Here is a 26,222-nt window from a genome sequence, read left to right as displayed (position 1 = left end):
CAGGACAGTAGAGTATAGGGTGCCCCACAATTTGATCTTGGCTCTCCTGTTCAAGGTATTACGGGAAGCACTAACTAGATTGCATTCTTGCACAACATCTCAAGCAACTTCCCCCTTTAAAAAAGGGGGATTGAGGGGGATTTGCTGATGGTTCAAATCCCCCCTTACCACCCTTTGCGAAAGGGGGGTAAGCTATTTTATGCTCCGAGTAATAACAGTTGGCGGCCTCTCGGAGGACACAGAGGGCCACTGGTGCGACTACACCGATGAAGGATGATACAGCGATTCTACTTTTGACACATCACGAAGGGCAAAAGTTTTGGCGTCAGTGCGGCTGCTGCCATGGTGGACTGCTCAGCTTACAATCTGAAGCCCTGACAGGAGGGCATAGAGGGCGAAGTTGTAGGGCGTGGGCAGACCCAGTTCGGCCGCCTTTTTGATAATCACGCCATTGAGGGCTTCGCACTCCAAAGGCTTGCTCGCCTCCAGGTCTTGCAGCATCGAGGTCTTGACGTTGTAGCCTTGGGAGAACTGGAGATTCCGCTCCCATACCTCCGCAAAGGCAAGGCGGACCCCTGAGGCGTTCGCCACGGTGACGACCTCTTCCGTCACCTGCCTCGCCAGCTCGAGGGTGTGTGAGTTCTCGATGATCGCCTTGACCGGGCCGCCGACCAGGGTATTGATGGCGTTGAAGGGGGCGTTCCATGCGAGCTTCGTCCACAGGATCTTTTTCATGTCAGGGGAGCCTTCAGCGGGTAGGCCGCATCGGTCGAAGAACGCTTTGAGACTGACAACCCGTTCGCTGACGCCGCCGTCGATCTCTCCGAACACGATCTTCCCGCCCTCCTGGTGGAGGATCACTCCAGGCTCCAGCACGCTCGCCCCGATGTAGGCTACCCCCGCTAAGACCTTCCCTGTTCCAATGAAGGATGAGATCTTTTCCTCGTTGTCGATACCGTTCTGAAGCGACAGGACGAGGGTTTCCTGCCCGACCATTGGGAGTGCCTGGCGAATAGCCGACTCAGTATCGTACGATTTCACGCAAAAGAGGACCAGGTTGACGGGACCAACCTCCGCTGGATCGTCAGTAGCGTCGATGCGGATGGAGAAATCCCCCTTCCCGCTCTTGACCGTAAGGCCCCTCGCCCTGAGCGCCTCCAGGCGCTCGCCGCGGGCGATGAACGTGACATCGACGCCACCCTTGGCCAGCAGGCCGCCAAAGTAACCCCCTACTGCCCCCACCCCCACCACCGCCACCTTCATCCGTTCACCTCTGGTCAAAGGAGTACCAGCCCACTGGATTATGCGCATACTGTAGCGGGTAGGGGCTTGTCTCGTGGAATCCCTAGCCAGTACGGCGCGTTGTTAGGCTGTGCTCAGACAGGCCCTCAATGGTTTTCATAGCGGGTATGAATTATTTCGGCAGCAGGTGTGATCGGTCAAGCTCACGCTCGCCTCCGATCAGAAACAGCTTCGGCGCCGACACCGTCGCCGTCAGGAAATGATGGCCGGCGTCCAACTTCTTATGGAACTCCCGCACCGTATACACTGTCGGGTTCACCTCGCGTCCGAGCTGTTCCTGTGCGCTATGCAGGGCGATGGCGACCTCACTGAAAGTTACGGCACCCACCACCACCACCACATCCACGTCGCTTCCGGCCTTCTCTGTGCCGCGCACCACCGATCCGTGGACAAACGCCACCGTGATCCTGTCGACCAGTCCGGTCAACGCCTCTCGCAAGACTTCCGCCATCCCTGCTGTCTTGATCGCCAGACCCTTCAACTCGGCAAAGACCGGTGACGTCGTATTGGCTCGGTAATGCACCTGGTTCCCGCGTCGCGTCCGCACAAGTAGCCCAGCTTCGACCCAGCGTGCCAGCTCGCGCTGCGCTGCGCCCTGGCCGATCCCGGCCGTGCGTACAATCTGCCGGAGATAAAACGACTGCTCCGGTCGTACGAAGAAGAGCCCCAGCAGCGCCCGTTGCGTCTTGCCGAACAACGCCGTACCGATCGTATGGACTGGACTGACCGTACTCATTATGGGTACGAGTGTACCCAAAATGGATACATCATTCAAGCCTCTTGTGTGCCTGCGTCGATCTCCTCTCCCCAAATCTCCGCCAGCTTCGACTGAATCTTCTTCTCGAAAATCTCCACCAGCTTCTGGCTCGCCTCCACCAACGCCCGCTCTACGCGGTCGGTTCCAGCGCAGGCCAACCCTCAATTCTTCGCGCCAAACAAATAGTGTCTGTCCCTATTTCCTACTCCACGACTGCGGCGACTCTCTTAGGTTTTCCGGAACTTGTCAACGTTCTCCGGGCTTTGTCGTGGCGATACATGCTGGTCAGCATAATTCGAGTAGGGCTGCGCTGGAAACTTCACAGGGGGGATGTTATAGCGCTTGATTTTACTGTTCAAGGTTTTGAGGTCGATTCCAAGTAGGCGCGCCGCCTGCATCTTTTTGCCCCCCGTGTGATCGAGCACCCGGATGAGGTGCAGCCGCTCCATTTCCGCCAGCGAGGCGGGCCCACCCGACACGCCGATCGGAAACTGGATGTTGGGTGGCAGGTCTTCGAGACTAATGACGTCGCCGGAGGAGAGGATCAGCATGCGCTCGATCGTGTTGGCAAGCTCTCGTACATTGCCCGGCCACGGGTAGCCCACGAGCGACGGCATGGCCTCCGGGGAGACGGTCTTGGCCTTATGACCGGTCACCCGGAATTGCCGCAAGAAGTGCTCAATGAGAAGCGGGATGTCATCCTTCCGCTCACGCAAGGACGGCAGCGTCAAACTGACTACGTTCAGCCGATAATAGAGATCCTCACGGAACCGACCTGTCCTCACCTCCTGGGCCAGGTCTTTGTTCGTCGCGGCGATGATACGCACATCCACTCGATGCACACGGATGCCCCCGACCCGCCGCAGCTCCTTGGTGTCGAGCACTTGAAGGAGTTTGGCCTGCATGGCTGGGCTCATCTCCCCCACCTCATCCAACAGGAGGGTACCGCTTCCGGCCACTTCGAAGAGACCCTGCTTGACGCTGGTGGCGCCGGTAAACGCCCCTTTCTCATGCCCGAAGAGCTCGCTTTCCAGGAGCGGATCCTGAAAGCCACTGCAGTTGATGACCAGGAAGGGGCCACCCGCTCGAGGGCTAGCCATATGGATGGCCTTGGCAACCAGGCTCTTGCCGGTTCCGCTCTCCCCCTGGATGAGGACGCTTGCCTCGCTCGGCGCGATGCGCTGCACGGTTGCGAGGAGAGCGGCCATGGCCGGGCTCTGTCCGATCATGATGGGAGCCGACTCGCGCTGGGCGACCATGCGCCGCAGGGCCGTGTTCTCCTCCCGCAGGCGCTTCCTCTCCGCGGCCCGCCGCAGCACCTCCTCCAATTCGGAGAGCTTGAAGGGCTTCGTGAGGTAGTCGTAGGCGCCCAGCTTCATCGCTTTGATGGCGCTGTCCACATCGGGGTGACCGGTCAAGATGACGACCTCCGCCGAGGTCCCGGATTCCCGAATCCGGCGGAGTGCCTCCATCCCACCGATCCCGGGCATCTTGAGGTCGAGGAGGACGACGTCAAACTCACGCGTTCGCAACTGCTCCAGGGCTTCCTCGCCGCTTCCAACACAGGTGACCACGTACCCCGCCCGTGGCAACTCCTTTTCCATGAGCAACCGGATGGGTCGCTCGTCATCGACGACAAGCGCGCGGGTCGCGCCGCTTCGTTCACTCATGTGAAGCATGTTCACCCCTCATCCTTCAAGGCCGGGTTACCCTTCAAGCCTCCCGCTACGCTCAGCCAGCGGCAGACTGACGATGACAACCGTCCCCTTTCCGATCCCCTCGCTTCGCACCTCAATGCTCCCTTTGTGCTGCTCGACGAGGCTCTGGCTAATGGCAAGGCCAAGGCCTGTCCCCTTGCCCACCTCCTTGGTGGTAAAGAACGGATCGAAGACCCTCGGAAGGTTCTCCGGCGAGATCCCGCTACCCGTATCGGACACGAACACATCGAGCCATTCTTGTTTGAAAGCCGGCTCGATGACCTCTCGACGGTGATGGGCATAGATACGAATCTCTCCACCACTCTCGATGGCATCAAGCGCATTTGTCAGAAGGTTGAGCAAGACCTGCTGAAGCATCTGAGCATCGGCCTGGACCACGCTCCCATCTGGGAATGGGACTACGACAACCTGCTGATTTTCGAGGCTGGCTTGCCGCTCCACAAACGATACCGCGTTCAACACCACGTCATAGACATCCACCACGTTGAAGGCGGGCTCGCGCTGCCGCGCGAAATCGAGTAGGCGGCGGACAATCGCCGCTGCGCGGGCCACTTCGTTTTGGATCATAGTGACATACTGCCCCACCTCTGCAAGAGCGGATGGGTCACTGATCTCCCCCGTCTCGACACGCCGCTGGAGGGCCTCGGCAAAGCCGGCTACCGAGGAGAGGGGGTTGTTCAGTTCATGGGCCAGTCCGGCAGCCAATCGACCAAGCGAGGCGAGCTTCTCCTGCCGCACCAGCAACTGCTGCGACTGTTTCAGTTCATCGTACGAGCGCCGTAGCTCCTCGTATAGATTGGCGTTCTCGAGGGCAATGGCCGCCTGAGCGGCCAACGTCATAGCCAAAGCCTCATCCTCTTCGCTGAATTCGTCGGCGCCCAGCTTCTCCGTGACGTAAAGGTTCCCAAAGACTTTCCCCTTTGAGACGACGGGCACGCCCAGGAAGGAGTTCATCGGAGGATGATGAGGTGGGAACCCGTGCGCACGAGGGTCCCCTGTCAGGTTCTTCAGGCGTAGGGGCTTCACCTCCCGAATAAGCACCGCCAGGATCCCCTTCCCCACCGGTGGCGCACCTATGGCCTGCCTGGTGGTCTCGTCGGCGCCGGCCGTGATGAAGCGACTGAGACCGCCCTTACCATCCAAGACGCCGAGGGCCGCGTAGCGAGCGTTCGTCAGCTTGCAGGCCATGTTGGCAATACGCTGCAAGACATCTTCAAGGGAGAGCTTCGCGCTGAGGATCATGCCTGCCTTCACAAGCATCCGAAGCTGGCTCATCTCTCTCTTCTCCATCCTCTCCCTCCCCTCGTAAAAGTCGACGTTGACAGCAGCCTGCAGCGCCTCTATCCTCTCCTCGACAGGTTCAATAGACGCTGGAGGAGGCATGAAACTCATCGAACGAGTCCTCGGCACGCAGGTAGTCTACGCGGGGGCGTACCTTTCAACCGAGCAACAGACGGTCGTCCTGCCGGATGGGCGACAGGCGATCCGGGACATCGTTCGCCCTCCGCACGCAGTCGCGATCGTGCCGATCGATGACGACGGCCGAATCCACCTGGTTCGACAGTATCGGCCGGCCATCCAGCGGGCCATCTACGAGATCCCGGCCGGCATCATCGATCACGGCGAACGCCCGGTCGAAACCGCCCGGCGGGAGTGCGAAGAGGAGATCGGACTTCGCCCGCGCCGACTGCTCAAGCTGTGCGCCTTCTATTCCGCAGTTGGCTTCTCCACCGGCTCCATCCAGCTTTTTCTGGCTCAAGGACTCATAGCCGGCCGGGACCGCCGCCACGATCCTACCGAGTTCCTACAGGCCCGTGCGATCCCGTTCGAACAGGCCTACCGCTGGGTCCTGTCAAATAAGTTTGTAGATGCCAAGAGCATCATCGGCATTCTCTGGGCCAAGCAACGACTTGATCTCTCACCGCTCCCAGATCGCCGACAATCGGCCGGACGCCAGCGTTAACACCGCGTAGCACGCCTCTGTTCGTCACACCACCCATCAAGTCCCCGACGATGGTAAGGCAACGGATACGGGTAAAGTCGGTCCGCTCGCTCCTCGATCGTTGCTGATTTCCCCTTCATTCGCCCGTCCGCACCTACCCACGATAGGTGTAGGACGCGGCCAACCCCTTGAGCGTCTTGTTGTCCGTGATCACGTCGTGCGGGATCAGCAGGTAGGTCCACGGCTTGCCGCCGTTCTTGCCCTCATGCGTCGTGGCGTGTCCGCACCATTCCGCGGCCGCCTTCGCCTTGGCCAGGACCTCGCGGTCCTCCATCTCGTCCGCGCGCTTGGTTTCACAGACGAATTTCGCCGTCTTGGTCTCGACTGCGAAATCGGGCTCATAGGGCGTGTCGCCGGAATGGTAGATCGGAATGTCTCCCTTGGCGGGCTTGAACCACTTGAGCACATCGGAGTCGTTCTCCAGCACAACCGCGAACCGACGCTCCGAATCCGAATCGAACTTCTGGACGCGATAGAGGCATCTCTTGAAGCCGCTGAAGAGCATCTTACGGATGTCCTGCTTCTCGATGACGGGTGCGCGGAAGTCGCGCGCAGCCTCGTTGTCCGGAGCCGAGTAGTTGTTCGGCCGGAGCGTCGTGAATCCCCTGCTCACGTGCGCCTCGTAGGCCGTAGCCTTCTCCTCGTAGTGCTCCTGCATCTGCGCGTGGATCAGGTTCACCAGCCCCTGCTGGTGGTACTGGAGCACGTTGAGGACCTCGTTTTCGTCCTTCAGATAGGAGCGCAAGTGGGCCACGACCTGCCCGACCAGCTTGTAGAGTAGCTCGGCCTGGTCGTCGTAGGAGATGTCGTTGAAGTCGATGAGCCCGCGCACCAAATAGTCCTCCGGCTTCTCCTCGGGGACGATACCGGTCCCGCTCATCAGGCGGTGCTGTTCGCGACGGTGCAACTCCTGGATCAGGATCTCGTTCTCCACGGGCTGGTAGTTCACCCGCGAAAGGTCCAGCGTGAACTCGCGATAGCCCCGTGTCACATCGCCCACTGGCTGGATCGTGATCCTGGGGATATCGATGGACAGTTCGACGTATTGCGTCGTCATGACCGCGACAACTCGATCGACGTCCACCTTCTCCGCCACGCCCTCGATCTCCCGCTGGGCTGGCGTGATGAGCGTCTTGACCTTCTCGACAATCTGCTCATGGATTTCGGGCTTGGTGAGGTCGGCCGAGCGCGGCAGGCGCTCGAACTCCCGGATGACCTCCAGCGTGGCCCTCGCCGCCTCCTGCTCCTTAGGCGACTCGAATAGGAGCTTCTGCTGCTCGCCTGCCTTGCCGAAAGGAGACACGAGTTCGGCGATCCGCCTGACGATCTCCGGCTCTGCCACCACGATCTTGGATCGTTCGTCGCTGACGTAGACGACCCTCAGACCGCCCCGGATGATGGACTCGGGGCTGTTGGCGTAGTCCACGATCTCCTGGAACTTGTCGTGCGACACGATGGTCAGGCGGTCCACCGCGCCGATGCCGGTGCGCTTTCCGTAGGGCAGGCGCAAGCCCCGGCCGATGGACTGCTCCACGAGCGTCCTCGAGTTCGCCGCCCGTAGCGGGACGATCGTGTAAAGGTTCGTAACGTCCCAGCCTTCCTTGAGCATGTTCACGTGGACCACGATCTCCGTGGGGTTGTCGGGCTTCTCCACGTGGATCAGTTGCTCGACCGTGTCGTCGCGCTCTTCTCCTCTGAGGGCGGAATGTACCGTAATGACCTTGCCCTTGTAGCGGCCCTCGAAGAAGGTGTCGTCCTCCATCAGCTTCACCAGGGCGTTGGCGTGGTCCGTGTCCTTGGCGATCACGAGCATGAAGGGCTTTACAATGGGCACGCCGTTTTCGCGGGCGTAGACCTCCAGCTCGAGCTTGGTGTTCTCATGGATGCGGACGCCGTCCCCAAGCTTGAGGCGTTCTAGCCCGCCCTCGTCGTAGTTGCGGATGTCGAAGTTCTCGCGCGTGGCAACGGCGGGTTCCTTGACGAAGCCGTCCTCCATCGCGTCCGACAGGGGGTAGCTGTAGATCACGTTCTTGAACGGCTCCGATCCGCCGCCGCGCTCTATCTGCGGCGTGGCGGTGAGCTCCAGACCCAGGATGGGCTTGAGCTCGTTGATGGCCTTCATGCCCGCCGACGCCCGGTAGCGGTGCGACTCGTCCATGAGGAGCACGAGGTCGTCCAGCTTCGAGAGGCATTCGAAATAGCTCTGGCCGATGTACTCTTGCAGGCGGCGGAACTTCGGGACGTTCGTCTTGACCGCGCCCTTGGGCGTCTCGATGCTCGTGATCTTGCCGATGTTGAAGATATTGACGTGAACGCTCTTGTCGCCAAAGAGATCTCGACTCCGCACGCCGCGCCCGCTCTCGTAGTTATCGCCGGTAATGATCTCCGGTGGCTCGACCGCGAACTCGGCGATTCCCTGGAAGACGTACTTCGGCGTGTTGGGCGTAAAGTCCGCGATCAGCTTGTTGTAGATGGTCAGGTTCGGGGCGAGGACGAAGAAGTGACGGATACCCTCGGCCTTATGGAGATAGGCGATGAACGCGCCCATGAGCCGCGTCTTGCCCACGCCGGTCGCCAGGGCAAAGCAGAGGGACGGGAAGTCCCGCTCGAAATCCGTGACCGTCGAGAATTCCGACCGGACTGCCTTGATCGCCTGGGCCACGTCCGCGCCCTTTTCCAGGGAGATGATATCGCAGATTCGCGCCAGGATTTCGAGCGAGATCCGCTGCGGCGAGCGGAGGCTCAATCGGTTGGCAATAGTGTTCACAGCCGGGTTCATTGCGCGTCTCCGTGCTTCTTGGGAGCGGTGAGCGCGCGTACTTCACGCCGCAATTCCGCTCGGAGCTCGGCCTCAGTTGGCCGGTAATGGGTCCATGAGGGATTCGGATGCAGTATCCCGGGTCTCCATCTCATGGCGGCGCGCACCTCTGATCCGCCGAACGCGAGTGCGCCCAAATCCGCGGGAGGCGATTTCCGACGCAGTGCGTCGGAAATCTGCGGCATGGAGAATTTCCGAGGCAGCGCGTCAGAGATTAAGGCGGGATATTCCCCATAAAACCGGCGGAACAGTTCGAGATTGTCCACCGAGTAGCCGTTACCATACTCCGCTCGGAGGCGGCTGGAGAGTTCCGCCAGGAGCCGCTCCCCATACGCCGCCTTCGCCTTCCCCTTCTGCTCCTCTTCTACGATTTCCCGACCGACCAACCAGTTGGCCACAACCTGAGTGGTATTGACGGAGCGTGCGACACTTGCACGGGCGGACTCGAGAATCTCTCTGATGCGGCCATACAAGGCGGACGCCGGCTTCGTTTTCACGACCCCATCCCTTCTTCGCCCGTCAGGTCGAACAGCGTGGCTTGGGCATGGTCCCGGCGCTCGGCCTTGGTGCGCGGGTTCTTACCAAAGGGCGGCGCGGCGACATCTGGTTCCTCTTCGGCAGATTTCATGGGCAGGCTTCTGATCTCAAGGCTATAGTCGTCCTTGCCCCATTCGCAGCGGGACAGCACGGTCTTGGGGATTTTCTTGACCGTCAGATTCGGAAACGCATCGAGGTTCTTCACGCGGAACGCGCCGCATAGAACGAGCAGGCTCCGCTCCTCGCCCACCTCGTCTGAGAGCTTCTGGATCTGCTCGCGGGCGAGCGTCTGCGTCGTAACGTAGATGAAGTCCTTCTCGGTCGAGCGGCCGTGCTGCCAGTAGATTGTGTCACTGGGGGCGTAGGCGAACCCCTCCAACTTGCAGATCGCCTCGGTCAGCATGGCGGCGTTATATTTCCGGTTGATGACCCAGTTCTCGAACTGGTCCTTTTCCAGGAGCGACGGGGCAAGGCGGTAATACCGGAAGCCCCCGCCGCCTTTCCAGCCCACGGCCTCGGTGATGCCGCCCTTGTCTTCGCCGTCAACGACCTTCTTCAGACGCGGAATGATGTGCGTGTGGCAGTGCTCGCCGAGCTCCACCATGATCCACCGGCGGCCCATCTTGTGCGCCACCGCGCCGGCAGTGCCGGACCCGGCAAACGAGTCGAGCACCCAGTCGCCGGAGTTGGTTGATAGTTCAAGGATTCGCTTGATGAGGGCTTCGGGCTTCTTACCCTTGGGAAAGTCCACGCCGCCCTCGTTGTGCAGGTTGTTTGACAAGATGTCATCCCACAATGTCGTCAGCGGCTCACCGGCCACATATTCACCATCCACCAGTTTGAGCTTGTCTGCGTAAAAGAGGATTCGTTCGCCGTTCCTGAAGTACATGTCGGAGTGATCTTCTCGCTCCAGCCTCAAGATAGTCTTGGGTTTAAGTTTTGAAGCATCGATCATCTCTCTCGCGGATTCGCTAACCCCTTCATAGTTGGGCCTGGCATTACGAATCACTCTGCGGGCGTTTTGCAGAACGAACGACTCCACTCGCTGCGGCTCATCCTTGATGATCTTCCGGGCGTCTTTGTCAGTGACGCCGAGCGCACTTCCAAATGCCTTTGTAAGCGTGACGATCTCCCAACCCTCGTGATGATCCTCAATGTTGACGATGAACTGCCCGTATCGCGTGTCGCGTTCGCGGCCTGTGAACAGGCGATTCGGCTTCCACGGCGTCTTGTTCTTAGCGTAGATCACGATGTAGTTCGTTGTGTTGACGCACCCTGGGTTGATCGACTTGTGCCCGGTCGCCGAACCCTGCTTGAACGTAACCACGTGAACGCGGTTCGGACGACCAAATATCTCATCCAGCAAGACGATGAGATAGCCTAACTCATTGTCGTCGATATGCACGAACAGCGTGCCGTCACTTGCCAGCAGGCGGTGCAGAATCTCCAAACGGTCACGCATCAGCGTCAGCCAGATCGAGTGTTCCACGCCGTCGTCGTAGTGCTCCATCGCCTGCTGGGTGTTGAACGGCGGGTCGATGTAGATGCACTTGATCTTCCCGGCAAACTCTTGCTCCAGCGCCTTGAGGGCGAGCAAGTTGTCCCCGAAGATGAGCCGATTATCGAAGGTGTCTTTGTCGCTCACCCGAGATGAGGCGTGATAGGACTTCTCCGGGTCCTCGACGAGGATGCGCGGCTCCAGCCTCGGCCGGTTCTCCTTGCCGATCCAGGTCAGCTCCAGCTTGGTCTTATGGTTCGCCATGACGTTCCTTCTCCAGCATGGCCAGCCCGGCCCCCGTAGTCTTGTACCGCTGCATCCGACTTCTCGGCTTGTCGGGAATGGTCGGCTCCAGAAGCCCCGCTTCAATCAGCGGCTTGAGAACGCCTTCGCGAAATTTGGTGCGGTTGGTGCGACCCGCGACCCCCATGATCTCCAGCAAGGCGCGGGCATCGCGGCACCGCTCAAGTACGGCGACTTGGTCCCGACTTGGTCCCGACTTGGTCCCGACTTGGTCCCGACTTGGTCCCGCGACTTGTGCGGACTCGCGTCCAGGCCCCAGCACGTTGACCAGGAAGGTGACCACGGCCGCCCCGGTAATCTCATCGAATGTCGGAGGAGCAAGGCCCGCCTTCCGGCACATCGCAATAACCCGGTTCGTTCCCCGTCCCCACTTCTCGATCAGCCCCGTTCTGTTGAAAACATCCGCAATGATCGGGTTGCGCTGTACAGACAAATGGGGCTTGCTCAGTTTATCTGGTGTAATCCCGGTTGGATAGGTACCCGCGCTCCAAACCTCTACCCGGTCATCGAAGATGGCCAGCGAAACCGCACCGCCCGCGATGGAATAGTCTCGATGAATGAGCGCGTTGACCAGAATCTCGCGCATGGCGTCAATCGGAATGAGCGGCGATTCAACGCGGCGAAGCTGTTCCGGTACGACCTTGGCCGGCATCGGAAAATGGCGCTGGCAGAACAACTCGGCTTCTTCAAGCAATTTGAACGCCGGAGCACGGACTTGACGCTGGTCCATGAATTCCGCCTTGTCGGTGCCCTTGAACCGCGCCATGCGAAGTTCGCACTGCGGATAGTCTGGCATGAACTCCTTGCCGAATAGGACCACGGCGGCCTGCAGAATCTTCCCGTCCCGGCGCAGTTTGAGGCGATCCAGGATATCCGCCAATCGTGATCCCACGGGACCCGCAAGACGGCCCAGAGAGGCTGCGATGTTGACGATTCGGAACACCTCGTCCCGATCGATATCCCGTAGTTCCACCCGCTCGGCTGGTTCATTTTCCCAGCGACGCGTGCCGTGGGCGCGGTCCATGAGCGTCTTCTCATATCTGGACTGCGCCATGCGTCGCGTGGTGCTTCCGACCCGCTCGTAGGGACGGCCGTCATAGGTGAACGGGCGTTTGTCCAATCCCCCCTCGACAGAAACGGCGACGACCTCACGGCGCGCCTCGGCCTTGGCGCGGCGGATCGAGAGATGAACGGCAGGCTCGAAGCGCTCCGTGGCTTGGGCAATCTCCCGCAATGTTTTGTCGGTCACGTCCTGGCCTTCCGCCGTGCCGTCCGGCCGGATGCCGAAGATGACCGTACCGCCGATACCGTTGAGGAAGGCGCACAAGGTCTGCATGGCCTCCTTCATCTCGCCGGTCGAACGCTTGAACTCAATGGACTCCCCCTCGCCATGAGTCAGGAGCGTCGATAGCTCTTGCGCGTTGACCGTCGTGCCGCGGTTCATGCCAGCCTCCACCGGAACGTGAACACCGGCTTTAACGCGTGGCGCTGGTGCAGTTGTCCCTCGATCCGCTTGATGAGTTCATCCCGCTGGGTATCGATGGCGTCCTGCGCGTCGAAGAGCTCCCGGCGCTTCCTATTCCGCTCGGCCTCCAGCGACTTGAGCCCCCTCTGAGCTTCGAGCTTGTCCTTGAGCGCGGCGGCCAGCGATTCTGTGAGCTTGATGTCAGTCTTGCACTTGGAGCAGATGATCGTGGGTTCCGTCATCGGGTCACCTCCCAGCGTCCACCCTTGTCGGGGCCGATGCGCTTGAGGCGGCCCTCCTGCTTCAGTTTGCTCAGATGTTTCTCCACGGCCCGCGAGGTCAGACCCACGGCGTCTGCAATGCCCCTGGCGGAAACCCTCTGGATTCCGCCGAAGGAGCACGAGGATTTTCTCCGAACCCGTCGCTCCAACGATACCCAATTCATTACCTAATTCAATCGGTATTACCCAATTCCCGCCACTTGGGCGTTTTTCGCCACGTGGCGCTTTGCCCGCGCCCCAGACATTCCACGGCTTCTTTCGCCCGTAGATTTTTGAGCACCCGCCGGATCATGTCCACACTGACCCACGGGCATTGTTTCTGCAGGTCGGCGACGCGGAAGACGTCCGTCATGCGATGGATCGCCTGAACGACCAGCCCCGTCTTCTCGCCTCGCGGACTTTTGATCCGACCCAGGCGGTCTTCGAATTCCCTGCAGGCGGTTTTGAGAATGTAGAGCAGGTAGTTCACATGCGGCCAGGGATTGTGTTTCCCTTCGTGCCATTTCGCGGAGCTTCGCTCCAAGGTGTCGTAATAACGATCCTTATTCTGCTCGATGAGGCGCTCCAGGCTGATGTACCGTCCCGCCTCGTAGCCGAGATGGTAACATTGGAGCAAGAACAGCAGACGAGACGTCCTGCCGTTCCCGTCCCGAAACGGATGAATGCACAGAAAATCCAGATTGAAGGCCGCCAAAGCAATGAGGGGGTGCACCGCGCGCTCCTCGATGCAGGTATTCCAGAGCGCGATCAGATCCTTCATGGCACCTGGCGTCTTGGCGGCCGGCACGGTCTTGAAGCGGATGCGCGAGGTGCCGTCCGCATGCCTCTCAATAATGTCTCCGTCTTTTTCCTTATATTTGCCCGCGTCCCAGATTTCGCCGCGGGCCATCCGGTGTAAACGGAGGACCGTCTCTTCGGTCAGGGGCAGCTTCGAACCCTTCTCGTGGATGAGCTTCAGCGCTTGGCGATACCCGTGCACTTCTTCCTCGTTGCGGTCCCGCAGAAATGGCTTGCCGAAAATGAGCGTACCGATGCGCGCCTTGTCCACCTCCACCCCCTCGATTCGGTTGGAGGAGACCGCACTTTCGATAAGCGCGTGCTCCTGCAGCGCTTTCAAGCGTTGCGGGGACTGCCGCGTGAACAACTCCTGCTTGCCGCGCGCCTCACCCAGATCCGCAAGATACCAAGCAGTCGTTGCGGGAACGCTTTCGTGCTTGGCCAGGAACTGGCGTAGCGTCATCACGGTTCTCCCCCATACGGCGGACTGCCTGCCACGCAGTCCGGCCAGATGCCGAAGATGACCGTACCGCCGATACCGTTGAGGAAGGCGCAAAGCGTCTGCATGCTTTCCTTTATCTCGCCCGTGGAACGCTTGAACTCCAGCGCCGGGCCCTCACCCTGACGCAGGAAACCCGACAGTTGCTTTATGTTGACTGGGGCATTCGTTTTCATGCCAGACTCCACCGAAACGCGAATACTGGGTTGAGCGTGTGGCGCTGGCGCAGTTGCTTCTCGATCCGGCCGATCGGCTCGTCGCGCTGGGCGTCGATGCTGCGGATAGCGAGGCTCATCGTGGCGGGATACCAGTACACGACCGCTCTGGGGGACGGCCAAGGAACTCCAGGATCGCCTGGTTGGTCTCGTCGGGCTTCTCCCACATCACCATATGACCGCTGTCTTTAATGACAACCAGCTCGGAATCCCGGATTGAGGCGTGGAGCTGCGAACCCACCGCCACAGGAAACAGTTCATCCTGTTCACCCCAGATGATCAGCGTTGGCTTGCGCAAGGTCTCCAGTGCGTCGGCATACCGAGCAACCCCATCAGCGTAGCGCACCGTAGAGGCCATGACCCTGGCGGTCCCTTCAATGCGGCTGATCTGGTGCTGCCGTTCGACCACCATGTCAGTGACCAACCGATCGTCATAGATGGCCTCCATCAGCTCTGCCCGCACCATGAGGCGAGTCCGTAATGCGAGAGCCAGGTAAGGCAATAGGGGGATGTGTCGGATCGCGAGAAACCAACGCAAGAGGCGACTTCGAACCGCGGGGACCACATGTGGGGGGATACCATCGATCAGGATAAGCTTGTCAACTCGCGTGGGGTAGGTGAGGGCAAACGCCCAGGCGATCCCCGCACCCATTGAGTTTCCGATCAGGCTGGCACGGCTTACGCCGATTTGGTCCATGAACTGCCTGATCGTATCGACGAAAAGCGACGGCGTGTAGTCAACCTTTGGCCGATCCGAATAGCCGTATCCGAGGAGATCGGGGATGTACAGGCGATATCGCTTTGACATCGCCTCCACCTGCCTTTCCCACATCCAGATCTCTCCTCCAAAGCCGTGGAGCAAGAGCACCGGGGCCCCCTCACCGGCTACGGCATAAAAGATCTCCCCACCGTCGATCCCTGCTAACCGTAATTCGAGGGCCGGGTTCCAGTCAAAAGTAGTCGGACGGACGAGTACGTTCGCCACGCTTACCAGCCTCGTTGCAACTGCATCGTCTCGCCCCCTGCCGCCTCCACCTTAAAGACCATCCCTTTTTGGGAAGTAAAGAAGCTTGCGAGGATCACGGAAATCTATTAGCACTAATGGAATTGCTTGTCCACCTTCTCCTGTGTGGACCCCCGCCAAACGATGCCCCTCTCAATGCGGTTTATACTTCTCCGGTCGATCATCGTTGGGATGCTGGTTGCATCGCAGATCTATCTCTTCGTGAGAGGGGATCGGGTATTGCGGCTATCCCGGTGGAGTCCCCGGCGTAAGAAGCTGCTCCGGCTCGCCCTGATCGGGTCCTTCGTCTCAACATTGATCATCTATTTCGCTTTCCTTTCTCGATGGGCCCCCTTGGAGCACCCGTCTCCGCTGATCCTGTATCTCTTCATCTATTACAACCGCCAACTGGAGCTTCGGATCGCTGTTCTCATTTCTGTTGCCGCTTCTGGCTGACCTCACCGGCTACTGCGCCAAATTGATCCGTGCCAAGGTGGTCAAGCAGAACGCGGCATCTGCGCTACCGCTTGACTCCTCGCGTAGGGCGTTTCTACAGACCTCTCTGGGCGCGACTGATGGTAACGGGTAGAGGAGGCCCGCGAGGCCGCCAATCTGATCCTACGCGCATTGGACAGGCTCCCTGAGGGCAAGATCTCGACGCCGCTCCCGGCGCTACCGGTGGGCACGAGTGGGTTCGGTCTGGTTGAGGGATGGCGAGGCCCGATCTGGCATTGGCTTGTCGCCGGTGAGCAGAATCGGCTTGCACGTGTGAAGATCAAAGATCCGTCATTCGCCAACTGGCCGGCACTTCATTACGCCATTCTGAAAAACATCGTGCCCGATTTTCCGCTCGTCAATAAGAGTTTCAACTTGTCATACGCGGGGAATGATTTGTAAAGTTCGCGGCACGAACCCCCCATCCCTCTCGGGTCCTGTCGAGCGATCCCGTTTCGTTCTCACCCATAAGACCCCTCCCTCGTCCAGGCTACTAGGAGAGGATTGTGTGCTGAACCCCTATCAGCTTTACAAGACCCAGCATTTCCGATAAGCTACACTGCTGCATTGTAGCGCCCGGCTACGCTGTGCCGGGTCTAGGGAGGGTCTGAGGGTGAAGGGGTTGTTCGACAATCTTGGGCTGAGGGCGAAGCTGCTCCTCATGATGTTCTCCCTCCTATTGCTCACGCTGGCCTCGCTGTTCGTGCTGTATTGGTATGCGGAGCGAGCGCTGATCGACCAGGTGGAGAAGCACACGATGGATCTGTCCACCGCCATTCAGATCAGCGTGGAGCGCCTCACCTCCAAGGAGCGGACCGACGAGGCACGCCTCCAGGACTATGTCAGCCGCCTACAACGAAAAGGGGTCAATGAGATCTCCATCGTCAGCAATGAGGAAGAGGTCATCGCCAGCAGCAATCCGAAGCGAGTGGGCGCGGCCATCGACCCCAGGCAGCGGGACCTGTTCATCACCGCCAGACTGGGGGAGACGCTCGCGACCGAGAAAGGTCAAAAGAGCTACAACCTGATTGTGCCGATCGTGGTGGGTAATCAGCGGATGGGCTACGCCCTGATCAGCATGGTGCTGGATGATTTTGCCCAGATCTCGCGACTCAACTTCGTCAAACGGCTGGTTGTTACCGTGTTGGTCTTCGGCCTCGGGATTGTGGCCTCCCTTATTTTGTCCTGGAAGTACACCAGGCCGATCGACCAGGTGGTCCAGGCGGCGCGTCGGGTCGCGCAGGGTGATTTGCGGGAGAGCTTGCCGGTGGAGCGTAACGATGAGATTGGTGAGCTGACCACGAGCTTCAACGACATGGTGGCCAAGTTGCGGGCAAACAAGGAGCTAGAAGACCGCCTGCACCAGGCCGAGCGCCTCTCCAGCATCGGCCAGTTGGCCTCTGGCATCGCGCATGAGATCCGCAATCCGTTGAACTTCATCAACCTGAGCATCGATCATCTGCGGAGTCGGTTTTCGCCCACCGATCCCCGCTCGCGGGAGGAGTTCACCCACCTGGTCTCGTGGATGAAAAGCGAGATCCACCGGCTGAACACCATGATTACCAACTTCCTGAACTATGGCAAGCCGCTCAAGCTTGAGCCGCGCCCGTGTGACCTGGCCCCGCTGCTCCACGATGTTGTGAGCATGGCCAGCGGCAAAGCCGAAGAACAGGGGATTGAGATCGAACGCGACTCCTCGGTTGACCTGCCGCGGGTATTGGTAGACGGTGAGCAGATCAAGACCTGCTTTGTGAATGTTCTGGTGAACGCCTTCCAGGCCATGCCCTCTGGGGGGAGGCTGTCGATCACCACTGCTTTGGTGAACGGGACCGACCCAGCAACCTCAACGCCACCCGCCGGGAGCGAACGATGGGTCGAGGTCCGCTTCCAGGACACTGGGTCCGGAATCGCCTCCGAAGACTTGCAGAAGGTCTTTGAGCCGTACTTTACTACAAAGGAGGTCGGGATCGGGCTGGGATTGGCCCTGACGAAGAAGATTGTAGAGGAGCACGGCGGGGTGATCGCGTTGACCAGCGTTCGCGACCAGGGAACCACTGTGCGCATCAGGCTGCCAGTGGAGGAACAGGGCTGATGCACAAGGGCAGGATCTTGGTGGTGGATGACGAGGGATCCCAGCGGGAGATTCTTCGGGCCATCCTGTCGGCTGAAGGCTACTCGGTCGAGACAGCGTCAGGAGGAGCGGAGGCCGTCAGGCGCTGCCAGGAGAAGCCGTATGACCTGGTTCTGACCGATCTTCGAATGCCAGGAACCGATGGCTTGGCTCTTGTGGAGCGGTTGCCCCGGGACAACCCACCCACCCTGGTCATCCTGATGACCGCCTATGGCTCGCTCGATTCGGTTGAGCAGGCGCTGAAGCGGGGCGCTTTCGACTACCTGACGAAACCGCTGGAGCGAGAGGAACTGCTGCTTACCGTGCGGCGGGCCTTCGAGCGGATCCAGTTGAGCCTGGAGAACAGGCTCTTGCGACAGCAGTTGGAGGAGCGTTTTCGCATCGAAGGGATCGTGGGCAGCCACTTCCGAATACAGGAGGTCTTCGAAAAGGTCGGCAAGATCTCGAACAGCCACTCTACGGTACTCCTTATCGGGGAGAGCGGGACCGGGAAGGAGCTGATCGCTCGGATCATCCATCGACAAAGCCAGCGCCAAGATCGCCCCTTTATTGCTGTGAATTGCGCGGCCATCTCTGAGAGTTTGTTGGAGAGTGAGATCTTCGGCCATGAACGAGGCGCGTTTACAGGGGCAGCGGAGCGGAGGGCCGGCTGTTTTGAGCTCGCGCATGGCGGGACTATTTTCCTCGATGAGGTCGCCGAGATGCAACTGCCGACTCAGGCCAAATTCCTGCGTGTCCTGCAGGGAGAGACGTTCAGAAGACTGGGGGGGAAAAACGAGATCGACGTTGACGTTCGCGTCATCGCTGCGACCAATCGGGATCCTGTCGAGGCGGTCAAAGACGGGCTCCTCCGGGAGGACCTGTTCTATCGGCTAAACGTTGTCTCCATTGTGATCCCACCCCTCCGCGAGCGAAGCACCGACATCCCTCAACTCGTCGAGTATTTCATCAAAAAGCATGGTGCGGGCGCGGGGAAGCCCATCCAGGGGATCAGTAACGAGGCGATGCGGATCCTTATGAATTACCACTGGCCCGGTAATGTCCGGCAACTGGAGGCGGTGATCGAGCGGGCAAGCCTACTATCCGAAGGACCTGAGATCAAGCATTACGATCTTCCCATTGAGATTCGGTTCTTTAACCTCCCGGTCCAGCTTGCCCCATCGAGTTCCTCTGGCAGCAAGTTCGCGATCGAGATTCCCGAGCAGGGAATTCACTTGGAGGCGCTGGAGCGTGACTTGATCCTACAGGCCATGGAGAAGTCTGATTGGGTGATCACCAAGGCGGCGCGCCTCCTGGGCTTGAGCTACCGGACACTCCAGTATCGTCTAGAGAAATTTCATATCAGACGGGACACGAAGACCGCTCCCGCAACTCTGGAGAGCGGATTGACTGAGCGGACGTAAGGACAGAAAGGAGGGATGTGAGTGGGAAGTGTTGTTAAGAAGCGTCGGCAAAAGATGAGTAAGCACAAACATAAGAAACTTCTGAAGCGAACCAGGCACCAGCGCCGAAAGAAGTAAGGCCGAGCATTAAACATTCAGGCGGCTGAACTGTTCTAAGGAGATGAGCTAGCCTGCGGCAAGCTGCGGGGTGTCTGCTTCTGCGCTGGCCCGTCATTCCGTGCTTGACACGGAATCCAGTCGGGCCCTCTGGATACCGGCTTCCGCCGGTATGACGGACTCGCGGCTAGCTGCGGGGTATCAACCCTCAACGGAATGAATCGGGTAACGTGCCCTGCAAGAACACCGTTGCTGGGCTGGGCCGGTCGGACGGGGGATGGCTCTCGGTGAGAGACGAAGGCCTTGCGCGAGGCGGATTTTGAACTGATCGATCGGTTCTTGCAGGGCGATGGGACAGCGTTCGATGAACTGGTCCAGAGGCGCCAGCGGGAGGTGTATAATCTGGCCTACCGGATGACCAGGAATGCAGAGGATGCGCGGGACGTGTCGCAGGAGGCCTTCTTACAGGTGTATCGGAACTTAAGCCGGTTTGATCGTCGCTCCAGCCTCTCGACGTGGTTGTACCGGATCGTCGTGAACCTCTGCCTCAACCATCTGACCCGAGGCTCACGTTCCCTCTATGCCACGGTTGACCAGCTTCCTGATCCGGCCGATTCATCGGAAGGGTCGCTCGCGCAGCTGGAGGAAAAGGAGCGAGCGGATGCGCTCGCCCGTGCTATCGGGACCCTTCCCACGCAACAGCGGGCGAGCCTGACGTTGCGCGTCCATCATCACCTCGCGCACCGGGAGATCGCCGAAATCCTGAAGGTCTCCGAGGCGACGGCCAAGGTCCACTATTTTCATGCAGTGCAAGCGCTACGGCGTAAGCTGGCGCACTGGCGCGAAGGCGCCTGAGGGGGGAAAGGATCAACGTCGCCATGCGATGTGAGGAAGTTGAGTGCAAGCTGATCGAGTTGATCGAGGAGGATCTACCGCCAGCGCAGAGGGCTGAGGTTCTCGCGCATCTTCGTGACTGTGCGACGTGCGCCGCTGAGCGCTCCGCGTATCACAATCTCTTAGCTCTTGTCCGGGCTGACCCGGTTCCTGAACCGTCGCCGGGCTTTTGGGAAGAGTTCCTGCCTTCGCTGAAGCATCGAATCGAGCAGGAGGCCTGTAGGCACAGGCCAACACCCACCGCCGCCTGGTTGGCTGGCGTAGGGTCGTGGTTTGCTTTCCGGCCCCGCCTCATCGCCGGCTTGGCGGTGGCGGCCGTTTCAATGTTCATCGTCGTCCGGATGCCAGGCTTCTTGCCCATAAGGGCAGATCGCCAGATGGCACCTATTGCTACGGAAAAGGTCGGGGGCCAGAATGGCGGGGGTTACAATGTGGCTATGGCACCACGTCCCGATAACGGGAATCAACACCCTGGCGAGCCGTTCGTAGTGGCTGGAGAGCTGGTTGAGGAGCCTTCTATCCTGGTAGAAGCGATTCAGCGGCTCCGCTGGGTGAATGAGATTGCGGATCGGCTCGAAACGGCCTGGGTCCTACGCCCAGAAGCCGACCCATTGGAATCGCTCGCCACGCTCGACGAGAAGGAGCGGCAGGCCGTGCTAGATCACCTGAGTCATCTTGGATGGTCAGAGTCATGAAACCATTACAGGGGCGATGCTCGGTCCTCTCTTGGTCTGTTACGGTAGCCGCCGTGGGGCTGCTCTGGCTGCTTAGTCCTTTCTCTGAAGTCATGGCCCAGTCGCTCGCACCTGCTGCCCCAAAGTCACCTGGCGTACCGGAAGGGAAGCGCTTGATAGAGACAATCAAGATTTGGAAGATGACCGAGGCGCTCAATCTGGACGAAGATCAAGCTGTTAAGCTCTTTCCGAAGCTGGCACAATTGGAGGCTTCACGCCGCGAATTTCAGAGGCGGCAGCGCTTGCTCCGGGAGGAGCTGGCAGAGCTTTTGAAGCAACGGCCATTGCGAGATGAGGAGATCAAGGCGAGACTCGATCTGTTGGATCGCGCTGAAACCGACTTCAGGGGACACGAGCAAGTCATCAGAGGAGGCCTGCGGTCGATCTTGAGCCTGGAGCAACAAGCCCGCCTTGCCCTGTTCGAAGACCGATTTGAGACCGAGATGCGCAGCGTCATGCAGGACCTCCGGCAGCGTCGTCGGGGGTTTCCGCCCGCTTCTAGCCAAAGTGTTGGATCGCCTGGCCCGAGGGATCGAACTCTGACCCCTATGGAAGGCGAGTCGCCACGCAAGTAACCCTTGGCGCAGATCAAACTCCTGCCCCCTTTATCCCTCACGCGGAAAGCCTCGTACTGGCGGAGGCCTTGGGTCGTGAGGGGAACGGTCCGCCTGAAGATCCTTCGTCTCTTCCGCCACGCATAGCCCGCGTCTCCTGATGCTGATCTCTGGAGGTACAAGGTAGATAGGCTGAAGGCTGAAGGCTTTTAGGGGCAAGTCATGCGTGATTATACAAAACTCCGAAAAGGTCTTGAATGGCTCGATTCGTGCCTTGCGAGATAATTTAGAACCTCCAGTCTTCAGCCTTCAGTCTAAACACCTTGCAGTTACCTCTGGAATATCGTCAATGCGTATCTGCCCAAAGAACCGGAAACTCTATCGGCTCATTACTGATCTGCTCCGTCAGAAGCGATGAGGGCAACCATTCAGTTACGGGTAGAAAATCTCCCCCCGGCTTATTACATGCCGGGGCAGGCTCTTGCCCCTCTTTTCCAAAGAGGGGGACTACCCGTTTCCCCCTTTGGAAAAGGGGGATTAAGGGGGATTTTATAAAAACATACTGCATTTTATTTAATGATTTCCCCCCTCTCACTGAATGGTTACGATGAGACTGAATTTCACTTGCGTTGCCCGGGAGGATTGCTTATACTTCTATCGGTGGATTGGCTATTAGTAGTCTTTTTGTCAGCCCGCTGGGGTTGGTGCCAGCGATAGGAGGAGGTAAGGATGCGGAAGTACGGACAGTGCTTGGCGTTGATCGTTCTTGCAGTGGTTTTCACGCTGCCGGCCGCAGTGCCCGATGCGTGGGCGCGGGCGGGCGGCGGAGGCGGCTTTGGGAGTCGCGGGTCGCGCAGCTTTTCCAGCCCGAGTCGTAGCTATTCCAGGCCATCCAGCCCTGCTCAGTCACGGACCGAGCCGCGGTCTCCGCTCGCATCCCCGGCGTCCGGCATGTTCGGAGGTGGGTTCATGCGGAGCATGGCGGGAGGTATGCTTGGCGGGCTTCTAGGCGGAATGTTATTCCGGAGCCTGGGCTTCGCCGGCCTTGGCGGGATGGGTGGCGGCGGGTTCGGCTTGATGGACATGGTGATCCTGGGCGGGATCGGCTTTGCGATCTATTGGGTGGTGAAGCAGAGGAGGCAGCCGGCGCCTGTCGGGGGGCCATATCAGCGCGTGGCCCTGGTTGAACGAGAGTCAGAACGCTACCAGGTGGCGACTTCGCAGGCAACAATGGTCCAGGAAACCGATCTGGATCAAGGTTTGGCGTATGTCCGCCAGATGGACTCCGGGTTTGAGGAGGGGCGCTTTCGAGAGGCATGCACCGATCTCTTTTTCAGGGTCCAGGCGGCTTGGGGGAATCGTGATCTTGAATCAGTCCGCGCGATCCTCACGCCCCAGATGTATTCCCAGCTTGCTGAGGACGTGGAGCAGCTCAAGACGGCACGTAGGATCAACCGCCTGGAGAACATCGCTGTCCGCTCTATCGAACTAACCGAAGCGTGGCAGGAAAAAGGGCAGGACTATGTCACTGTGCGATTCCTGGCGAACCTCCTCGATTACACAGTAGACGAAGGAACCTCCCAGGTTGTGGAAGGAAACCGGACCAATCCAGTGAAGTTTGAGGAGTTCTGGACCGTCACGCGCCCGGTCGGTCCGAACCCTTGGATCCTCTCGGCCATCAACCAGGCAGAGAACTGAGCTTTCCGTTTTCAGCGATCAGCCTTCAGTTAAAAAAAGCCCCCGCGAGTTTCCTCGCGGGGGCTTTTTGTTCGTTACAGAGGATCGGAGTTAAAGCCCGACGACGTTCGCGGCCTGTTTCCCCTTTGGCCCATCGACAACCTCAAACTCGACCTCCTGACCCTCAGCCAGCGTCTTGAAGCCGGAGCCCTGGATAGCGGAAAAATGTACAAAAACGTCATCGCCATCCGGTCGCTCAATAAAGCCGTACCCCTTGCTGTCATTAAACCACTTGATCTTACCTTTTACCCTCACTTCTTCCTTCCCTCCTTTTTCATAGCTCTCTCAGGACCGCCAGAAGGTGTTCCCAACTGTGGGCCTGCGGCGGACCAGAGAGATTGTTCCTCTCTACACATGCGACTCCCCGTTCGCACCCCGGTACATTTCATCGCAGCGAGACTACACGGCCATCGGTGAGTCTGCTGTGAGAAGTCTATCCCCAAAATTGCAGCCATATAACCATATTTAATGCGCATTGTCAAGCCGATGACGCCGAATTACGTAAAGACAAGGCAGAAAAGTTTCGAGATGACGATCGCAGCACATAACGTCACTGCTGTATCGCCCTCGGTAGTTCCGATCGAAACGATGCAAAGACGCTCCTAGCGAACGTTATGATTAGCAGAAACTCCTTAAAAAAGGTGCCCGCAAACCTGAAAGGCTGAAAGTTCCAGAATCGCATCCCGCTCAGGCGCCCCCGCGTTCTGGTCTGGAATGTGTTGAGATCCTGGCGAGAGCAGACCATCCGATTGCTCAAGGCATCAAACCTGGCATAGCGTAAATCCAGTCTCGACGGAAGCCTCCCCTTGAAGCCGGAGTAGACCGCTTGCCATTCGTGGACTTTCATCCCCTGCCAGGCATCTCGATGGAGGGCCTGGATCTGCTCAAGCCATTTTTTGGCAGGTCCGTCCCCCCATGCCCAACCGCGCTGGAGGGTCTGGATCTTGGCCTGAAGGCTTCCCCACTTCTTCAGGAACGCATTCAGGTCATTGCGGCTGAGCAACAGCTTAGAGGAGAGTTCTTCAAAGGGATCAAGCAGGGCCCGGGCCTTAGCGGGCATCGCCGTCTTGACATCACTATACGCCTTTTGCCACTCCGCGATCTTCAAGGTCTGCCAGATCTCTCCCTGGATTCGCTGAACCTCGTCGAAAAATTGCCTCTCCCTTTCACTGCGAGGACGGGTCTGGAGCCATATCTCTTCCATCTCCTTCACGAAGCGGGCCCACGCCACGAACAGACGGCATATCTCTTTCGTACGCTTCCAGAGATGAACCGGCAACGGATCGATCGAAAATCCCGATCTCCGTGTAAGCCGGTCCTTGAGACGGAAAAAGCCGGCAACCATCGGATGTTGCTTCTCGATCAGCGCAGCGTTCTTGTACCACACGTACAAATTAAAGAGGTTCCAGTACGTATATGGATCGTGGCTCCAGCGGGAGAGGACCTTTGTAAGGTTCTCTTTGCCATAAAATGACTTCCAGGCTGCCTCATACGCGGAAGTCCACTCCTCGGCAGTCATATGGGGATGTCTAGTCGTGGGGTGAAACGAATCCCGCTTGTTGAAATCGGGATCCATCCACTCACCGCGTTCTATCATCTCCAGGTGATCCTGGGCGCCCGGCATCGGGGTCAGCATAAAGAAGGAGACCTGATCCGCCTGGATCTCATCTATGAGATACTGGATATCGAGGGCCACCTGCGCCTTCGTGTCGAAGGGCAGGCCGATGATGTAGGCGACGTGGACAGCGACGGCGACATCGTGCCACTCGCGAATGATGGCCTGATACTCATCAACCTTGTTCTGTCCCTTTCCCTGGGCCTTGAGGTTGTCAGGGTTGACGCTCTCCATACCGACGAACACCTGGGTGCATCCGGCCTCGGCTGCGAGGCGTACGAAGTCCTGCGGTTTATGGGCCAGGTCCACCTGCATCATGAAGGTGATTTTGATCCCTTCCTCTCGCAGCCGGATGATCGACTCAAAGGTCTCGCGCCACCACTTCTTCCGGGCAAAGTTGTCGTCGGTAAAGAAGTAGAAGTTGATGCCACGTTCAGAGAAATTTCTCCGGATGAGATCCGTAATGGCTTCCGGAGAGCGTTCCCGCATCATCCGACCCTGCACGTTGATGATGGTGCAGAAGCTGCACGAAAAGGGACAGCCTCGAGAGGTTTCAACCGTCCCGAAGTTGGGTCTGGCAAAGTGCTTCATCGTTTTGGGACTGATGACAGGTAGGGGAGCCTTTTCGATGTCCACCAGATTCTTGAGGTCCTGGGCAAAGGAGTAGAGGGGCTTCAATTGTCCGTTGAGGAGATCGGCCAGTATCCCCTCCCAATGTCCTTCGACCTCGCCGGAGACGACCACGATTGATTCTCGATAGAGCTCCTGGATGTCCGGCCCTTGATCGCCGAGCATGTTGATGGTTCCGCTCGTGTGGAATCCGCCAATCATGACGTCAATCCCATACTCACGGAACTGCTTCCCCATGGCAAGCGCCCTCGGGAACTGGGTAGTCTGGACTCCCACCAGGCATACCACCAGCTTGGTGGAAGGATGGCGGCTCCATTTGACGATCTGCGCCACCGGGATCTTTTCCGCTACCTCATCAAAGGTATCGACTTGGATGGCGATGTCGCCAAGGGCACGGCGCTCCTTAATGTCTTCGGTCAAGCCCCGGAGCACGCTGAGGGTGTTGCTGGGCAGTACGCCCTTCCAAAAGCGGGTAACGTACCCATCATCATCGTATTGTGAGGGTTTGACAAGGACGATCCGAAGGGTCCTGTACTTGTTCGCTTGAGGTAGGAGAAGGGTCTGCTGTGACTCAGCGCACTGGTGCATAGGTTCCTTTATGGCGAGTGCTGCGCTCCGACCAGAGGGTGTCATCTCTGCTCCTCGCTTTCTCCGGCGCCGTTCTCCCGAGAACGGGACAATCATATTAAGAGCCGACACCGGACGATACTGTATACCACCCCCCCCCAACCTGTCAACGGACAAAATAAAACTCAATA

26 protein-coding genes are annotated in these 26,222 nt (G+C 59.0%); 9 read left to right on the top strand and 17 right to left on the bottom strand.

Annotated elements, in window-relative coordinates; genetic code table 11:
• Window positions 1-354: 354 nt before the first annotated feature.
• The 5 genes from CLG94_RS01535 to CLG94_RS01520 form a co-directional block, all read right to left on the bottom strand.
• Window positions 355-1,263: a ketopantoate reductase family protein gene (locus tag CLG94_RS01535; protein WP_161953961.1), complete on the bottom strand. Its 909-nt coding sequence runs from the start codon at window positions 1,261-1,263 to the stop codon at window positions 355-357.
• Between the two features lie 151 nt (window positions 1,264-1,414).
• A complete protein-coding gene (locus CLG94_RS01530) occupies window positions 1,415-2,038 on the bottom strand; it encodes a nucleotidyltransferase domain-containing protein (RefSeq protein ID WP_107561137.1) in 624 nt (207 codons plus the stop codon).
• 35 nt (window positions 2,039-2,073) lie between these two features.
• Window positions 2,074-2,217 carry a hypothetical protein gene (locus tag CLG94_RS13190; protein WP_161953960.1) on the bottom strand — a complete coding sequence of 48 codons (144 nt, stop codon included), beginning with the start codon at window positions 2,215-2,217 and terminating at the stop codon, window positions 2,074-2,076.
• A 69-nt stretch (window positions 2,218-2,286) separates the two neighbouring features.
• Complete coding sequence (locus tag CLG94_RS01525; protein WP_107561136.1) at window positions 2,287-3,738, bottom strand: sigma-54-dependent transcriptional regulator; 1,452 nt, start codon at window positions 3,736-3,738, stop codon at window positions 2,287-2,289.
• A gap of 27 nt (window positions 3,739-3,765) precedes the next feature.
• Window positions 3,766-5,067 carry an ATP-binding protein gene (locus CLG94_RS01520; RefSeq protein WP_161953959.1) on the bottom strand — a complete coding sequence of 434 codons (1,302 nt, stop codon included), beginning with the start codon at window positions 5,065-5,067 and terminating at the stop codon, window positions 3,766-3,768.
• 91 nt (window positions 5,068-5,158) lie between these two features.
• Between CLG94_RS01520 and CLG94_RS01515 the strand changes: the two genes are divergently transcribed.
• Window positions 5,159-5,740: an NUDIX domain-containing protein gene (locus CLG94_RS01515; RefSeq protein ID WP_107561134.1), complete on the top strand. Its 582-nt coding sequence runs from the start codon at window positions 5,159-5,161 to the stop codon at window positions 5,738-5,740.
• Window positions 5,741-5,873: 133 nt separating this feature from the next.
• Here the strand turns inward: CLG94_RS01515 and CLG94_RS01510 are convergent, their stop codons facing one another.
• The 10 genes from CLG94_RS01510 to CLG94_RS01470 are packed head-to-tail and all read right to left on the bottom strand — an operon-like array spanning window position 5,874 to window position 15,157.
• Window positions 5,874-8,558: a DEAD/DEAH box helicase family protein gene (locus CLG94_RS01510; RefSeq protein ID WP_107561133.1), complete on the bottom strand. Its 2,685-nt coding sequence runs from the start codon at window positions 8,556-8,558 to the stop codon at window positions 5,874-5,876.
• Window positions 8,555-9,094 carry a DUF1016 N-terminal domain-containing protein gene (locus CLG94_RS01505; RefSeq protein ID WP_239993063.1) on the bottom strand — a complete coding sequence of 180 codons (540 nt, stop codon included), beginning with the start codon at window positions 9,092-9,094 and terminating at the stop codon, window positions 8,555-8,557. Before CLG94_RS01505 ends, CLG94_RS01510 begins: the two co-directional genes overlap by 4 nt.
• A complete protein-coding gene (locus CLG94_RS01500) occupies window positions 9,091-10,896 on the bottom strand; it encodes a site-specific DNA-methyltransferase (RefSeq protein ID WP_107561132.1) in 1,806 nt (601 codons plus the stop codon). Before CLG94_RS01500 ends, CLG94_RS01505 begins: the two co-directional genes overlap by 4 nt.
• On the bottom strand, window positions 10,883-12,379 hold the full coding sequence (locus CLG94_RS01495; protein ID WP_107561131.1) for an ATP-binding protein: 1,497 nt from the start codon (window positions 12,377-12,379) through the stop codon (window positions 10,883-10,885). The genes CLG94_RS01500 and CLG94_RS01495 overlap by 14 nt, the downstream gene beginning before the upstream one ends.
• Window positions 12,376-12,642 (bottom strand): hypothetical protein, encoded by a 267-nt coding sequence (locus CLG94_RS01490; RefSeq protein ID WP_107561130.1) that lies wholly within the window; start codon window positions 12,640-12,642, stop codon window positions 12,376-12,378. The genes CLG94_RS01495 and CLG94_RS01490 overlap by 4 nt, the downstream gene beginning before the upstream one ends.
• On the bottom strand, window positions 12,639-12,845 hold the full coding sequence (locus CLG94_RS13370; RefSeq protein ID WP_193450621.1) for a hypothetical protein: 207 nt from the start codon (window positions 12,843-12,845) through the stop codon (window positions 12,639-12,641). The genes CLG94_RS01490 and CLG94_RS13370 overlap by 4 nt, the downstream gene beginning before the upstream one ends.
• An 8-nt stretch (window positions 12,846-12,853) precedes the next feature.
• A complete protein-coding gene (locus CLG94_RS01480; RefSeq protein WP_193450620.1) occupies window positions 12,854-13,921 on the bottom strand; it encodes a Fic family protein in 1,068 nt (355 codons plus the stop codon).
• Entirely contained in the window at window positions 13,921-14,133 is a 213-nt protein-coding gene (locus CLG94_RS01475; RefSeq protein ID WP_107561128.1) for an AlbA family DNA-binding domain-containing protein, read from the bottom strand. Before CLG94_RS01475 ends, CLG94_RS01480 begins: the two co-directional genes overlap by 1 nt.
• On the bottom strand, window positions 14,130-14,252 hold the full coding sequence (locus CLG94_RS13740) for a hypothetical protein (protein WP_275666207.1): 123 nt from the start codon (window positions 14,250-14,252) through the stop codon (window positions 14,130-14,132). The genes CLG94_RS01475 and CLG94_RS13740 overlap by 4 nt, the downstream gene beginning before the upstream one ends.
• Complete coding sequence (locus CLG94_RS01470) at window positions 14,249-15,157, bottom strand: alpha/beta fold hydrolase (protein WP_107561127.1); 909 nt, start codon at window positions 15,155-15,157, stop codon at window positions 14,249-14,251. The genes CLG94_RS13740 and CLG94_RS01470 overlap by 4 nt, the downstream gene beginning before the upstream one ends.
• 174 nt (window positions 15,158-15,331) lie before the next feature.
• Between CLG94_RS01470 and CLG94_RS01465 the strand changes: the two genes are divergently transcribed.
• The 8 genes from CLG94_RS01465 (at window position 15,332) to CLG94_RS01425 (ending at window position 23,180) form a co-directional block, all read left to right on the top strand.
• Window positions 15,332-15,631: a hypothetical protein gene (locus CLG94_RS01465; RefSeq protein ID WP_107561126.1), complete on the top strand. Its 300-nt coding sequence runs from the start codon at window positions 15,332-15,334 to the stop codon at window positions 15,629-15,631.
• 652 nt (window positions 15,632-16,283) lie between these two features.
• The gene (locus tag CLG94_RS01455; RefSeq protein WP_107561124.1) at window positions 16,284-17,762 is read left to right on the top strand and encodes a sensor histidine kinase; all 1,479 of its coding nucleotides are present in this window, start codon (window positions 16,284-16,286) and stop codon (window positions 17,760-17,762) included.
• A complete protein-coding gene (locus CLG94_RS01450) occupies window positions 17,762-19,204 on the top strand; it encodes a sigma-54-dependent transcriptional regulator (protein ID WP_107561123.1) in 1,443 nt (480 codons plus the stop codon). The genes CLG94_RS01455 and CLG94_RS01450 overlap by 1 nt, the downstream gene beginning before the upstream one ends.
• A 21-nt stretch (window positions 19,205-19,225) precedes the next feature.
• Entirely contained in the window at window positions 19,226-19,321 is a 96-nt protein-coding gene (locus CLG94_RS01445; protein ID WP_015745373.1) for a 30S ribosomal protein bS22, read from the top strand.
• 282 nt (window positions 19,322-19,603) lie between these two features.
• On the top strand, window positions 19,604-20,155 hold the full coding sequence (locus tag CLG94_RS01440) for an RNA polymerase sigma factor (RefSeq protein WP_107561122.1): 552 nt from the start codon (window positions 19,604-19,606) through the stop codon (window positions 20,153-20,155).
• A gap of 23 nt (window positions 20,156-20,178) precedes the next feature.
• Entirely contained in the window at window positions 20,179-20,889 is a 711-nt protein-coding gene (locus tag CLG94_RS01435; RefSeq protein WP_107561121.1) for an anti-sigma factor family protein, read from the top strand.
• The gene (locus tag CLG94_RS01430) at window positions 20,886-21,503 is read left to right on the top strand and encodes a hypothetical protein (protein ID WP_133174594.1); all 618 of its coding nucleotides are present in this window, start codon (window positions 20,886-20,888) and stop codon (window positions 21,501-21,503) included. The genes CLG94_RS01435 and CLG94_RS01430 overlap by 4 nt, the downstream gene beginning before the upstream one ends.
• A 708-nt stretch (window positions 21,504-22,211) precedes the next feature.
• On the top strand, window positions 22,212-23,180 hold the full coding sequence (locus CLG94_RS01425; RefSeq protein WP_107561119.1) for a Tim44 domain-containing protein: 969 nt from the start codon (window positions 22,212-22,214) through the stop codon (window positions 23,178-23,180).
• A gap of 90 nt (window positions 23,181-23,270) precedes the next feature.
• Here the strand turns inward: CLG94_RS01425 and CLG94_RS01420 are convergent, their stop codons facing one another.
• Entirely contained in the window at window positions 23,271-23,474 is a 204-nt protein-coding gene (locus CLG94_RS01420; RefSeq protein ID WP_107561118.1) for a cold shock domain-containing protein, read from the bottom strand.
• 295 nt (window positions 23,475-23,769) lie between these two features.
• Window positions 23,770-26,097 carry a B12-binding domain-containing radical SAM protein gene (locus tag CLG94_RS01415; protein WP_161953958.1) on the bottom strand — a complete coding sequence of 776 codons (2,328 nt, stop codon included), beginning with the start codon at window positions 26,095-26,097 and terminating at the stop codon, window positions 23,770-23,772.
• Window positions 26,098-26,222: the final 125 nt, after the last annotated feature.

The sequence above is a fragment of the Candidatus Methylomirabilis limnetica genome, from assembly GCF_003044035.1.
Classification (GTDB): Bacteria; Methylomirabilota; Methylomirabilia; order Methylomirabilales; family Methylomirabilaceae; genus Methylomirabilis; species Methylomirabilis limnetica.
Note: the sequence above shows the minus strand (reverse complement) of the source record. Positions and strands in the feature narration are given on the sequence as shown.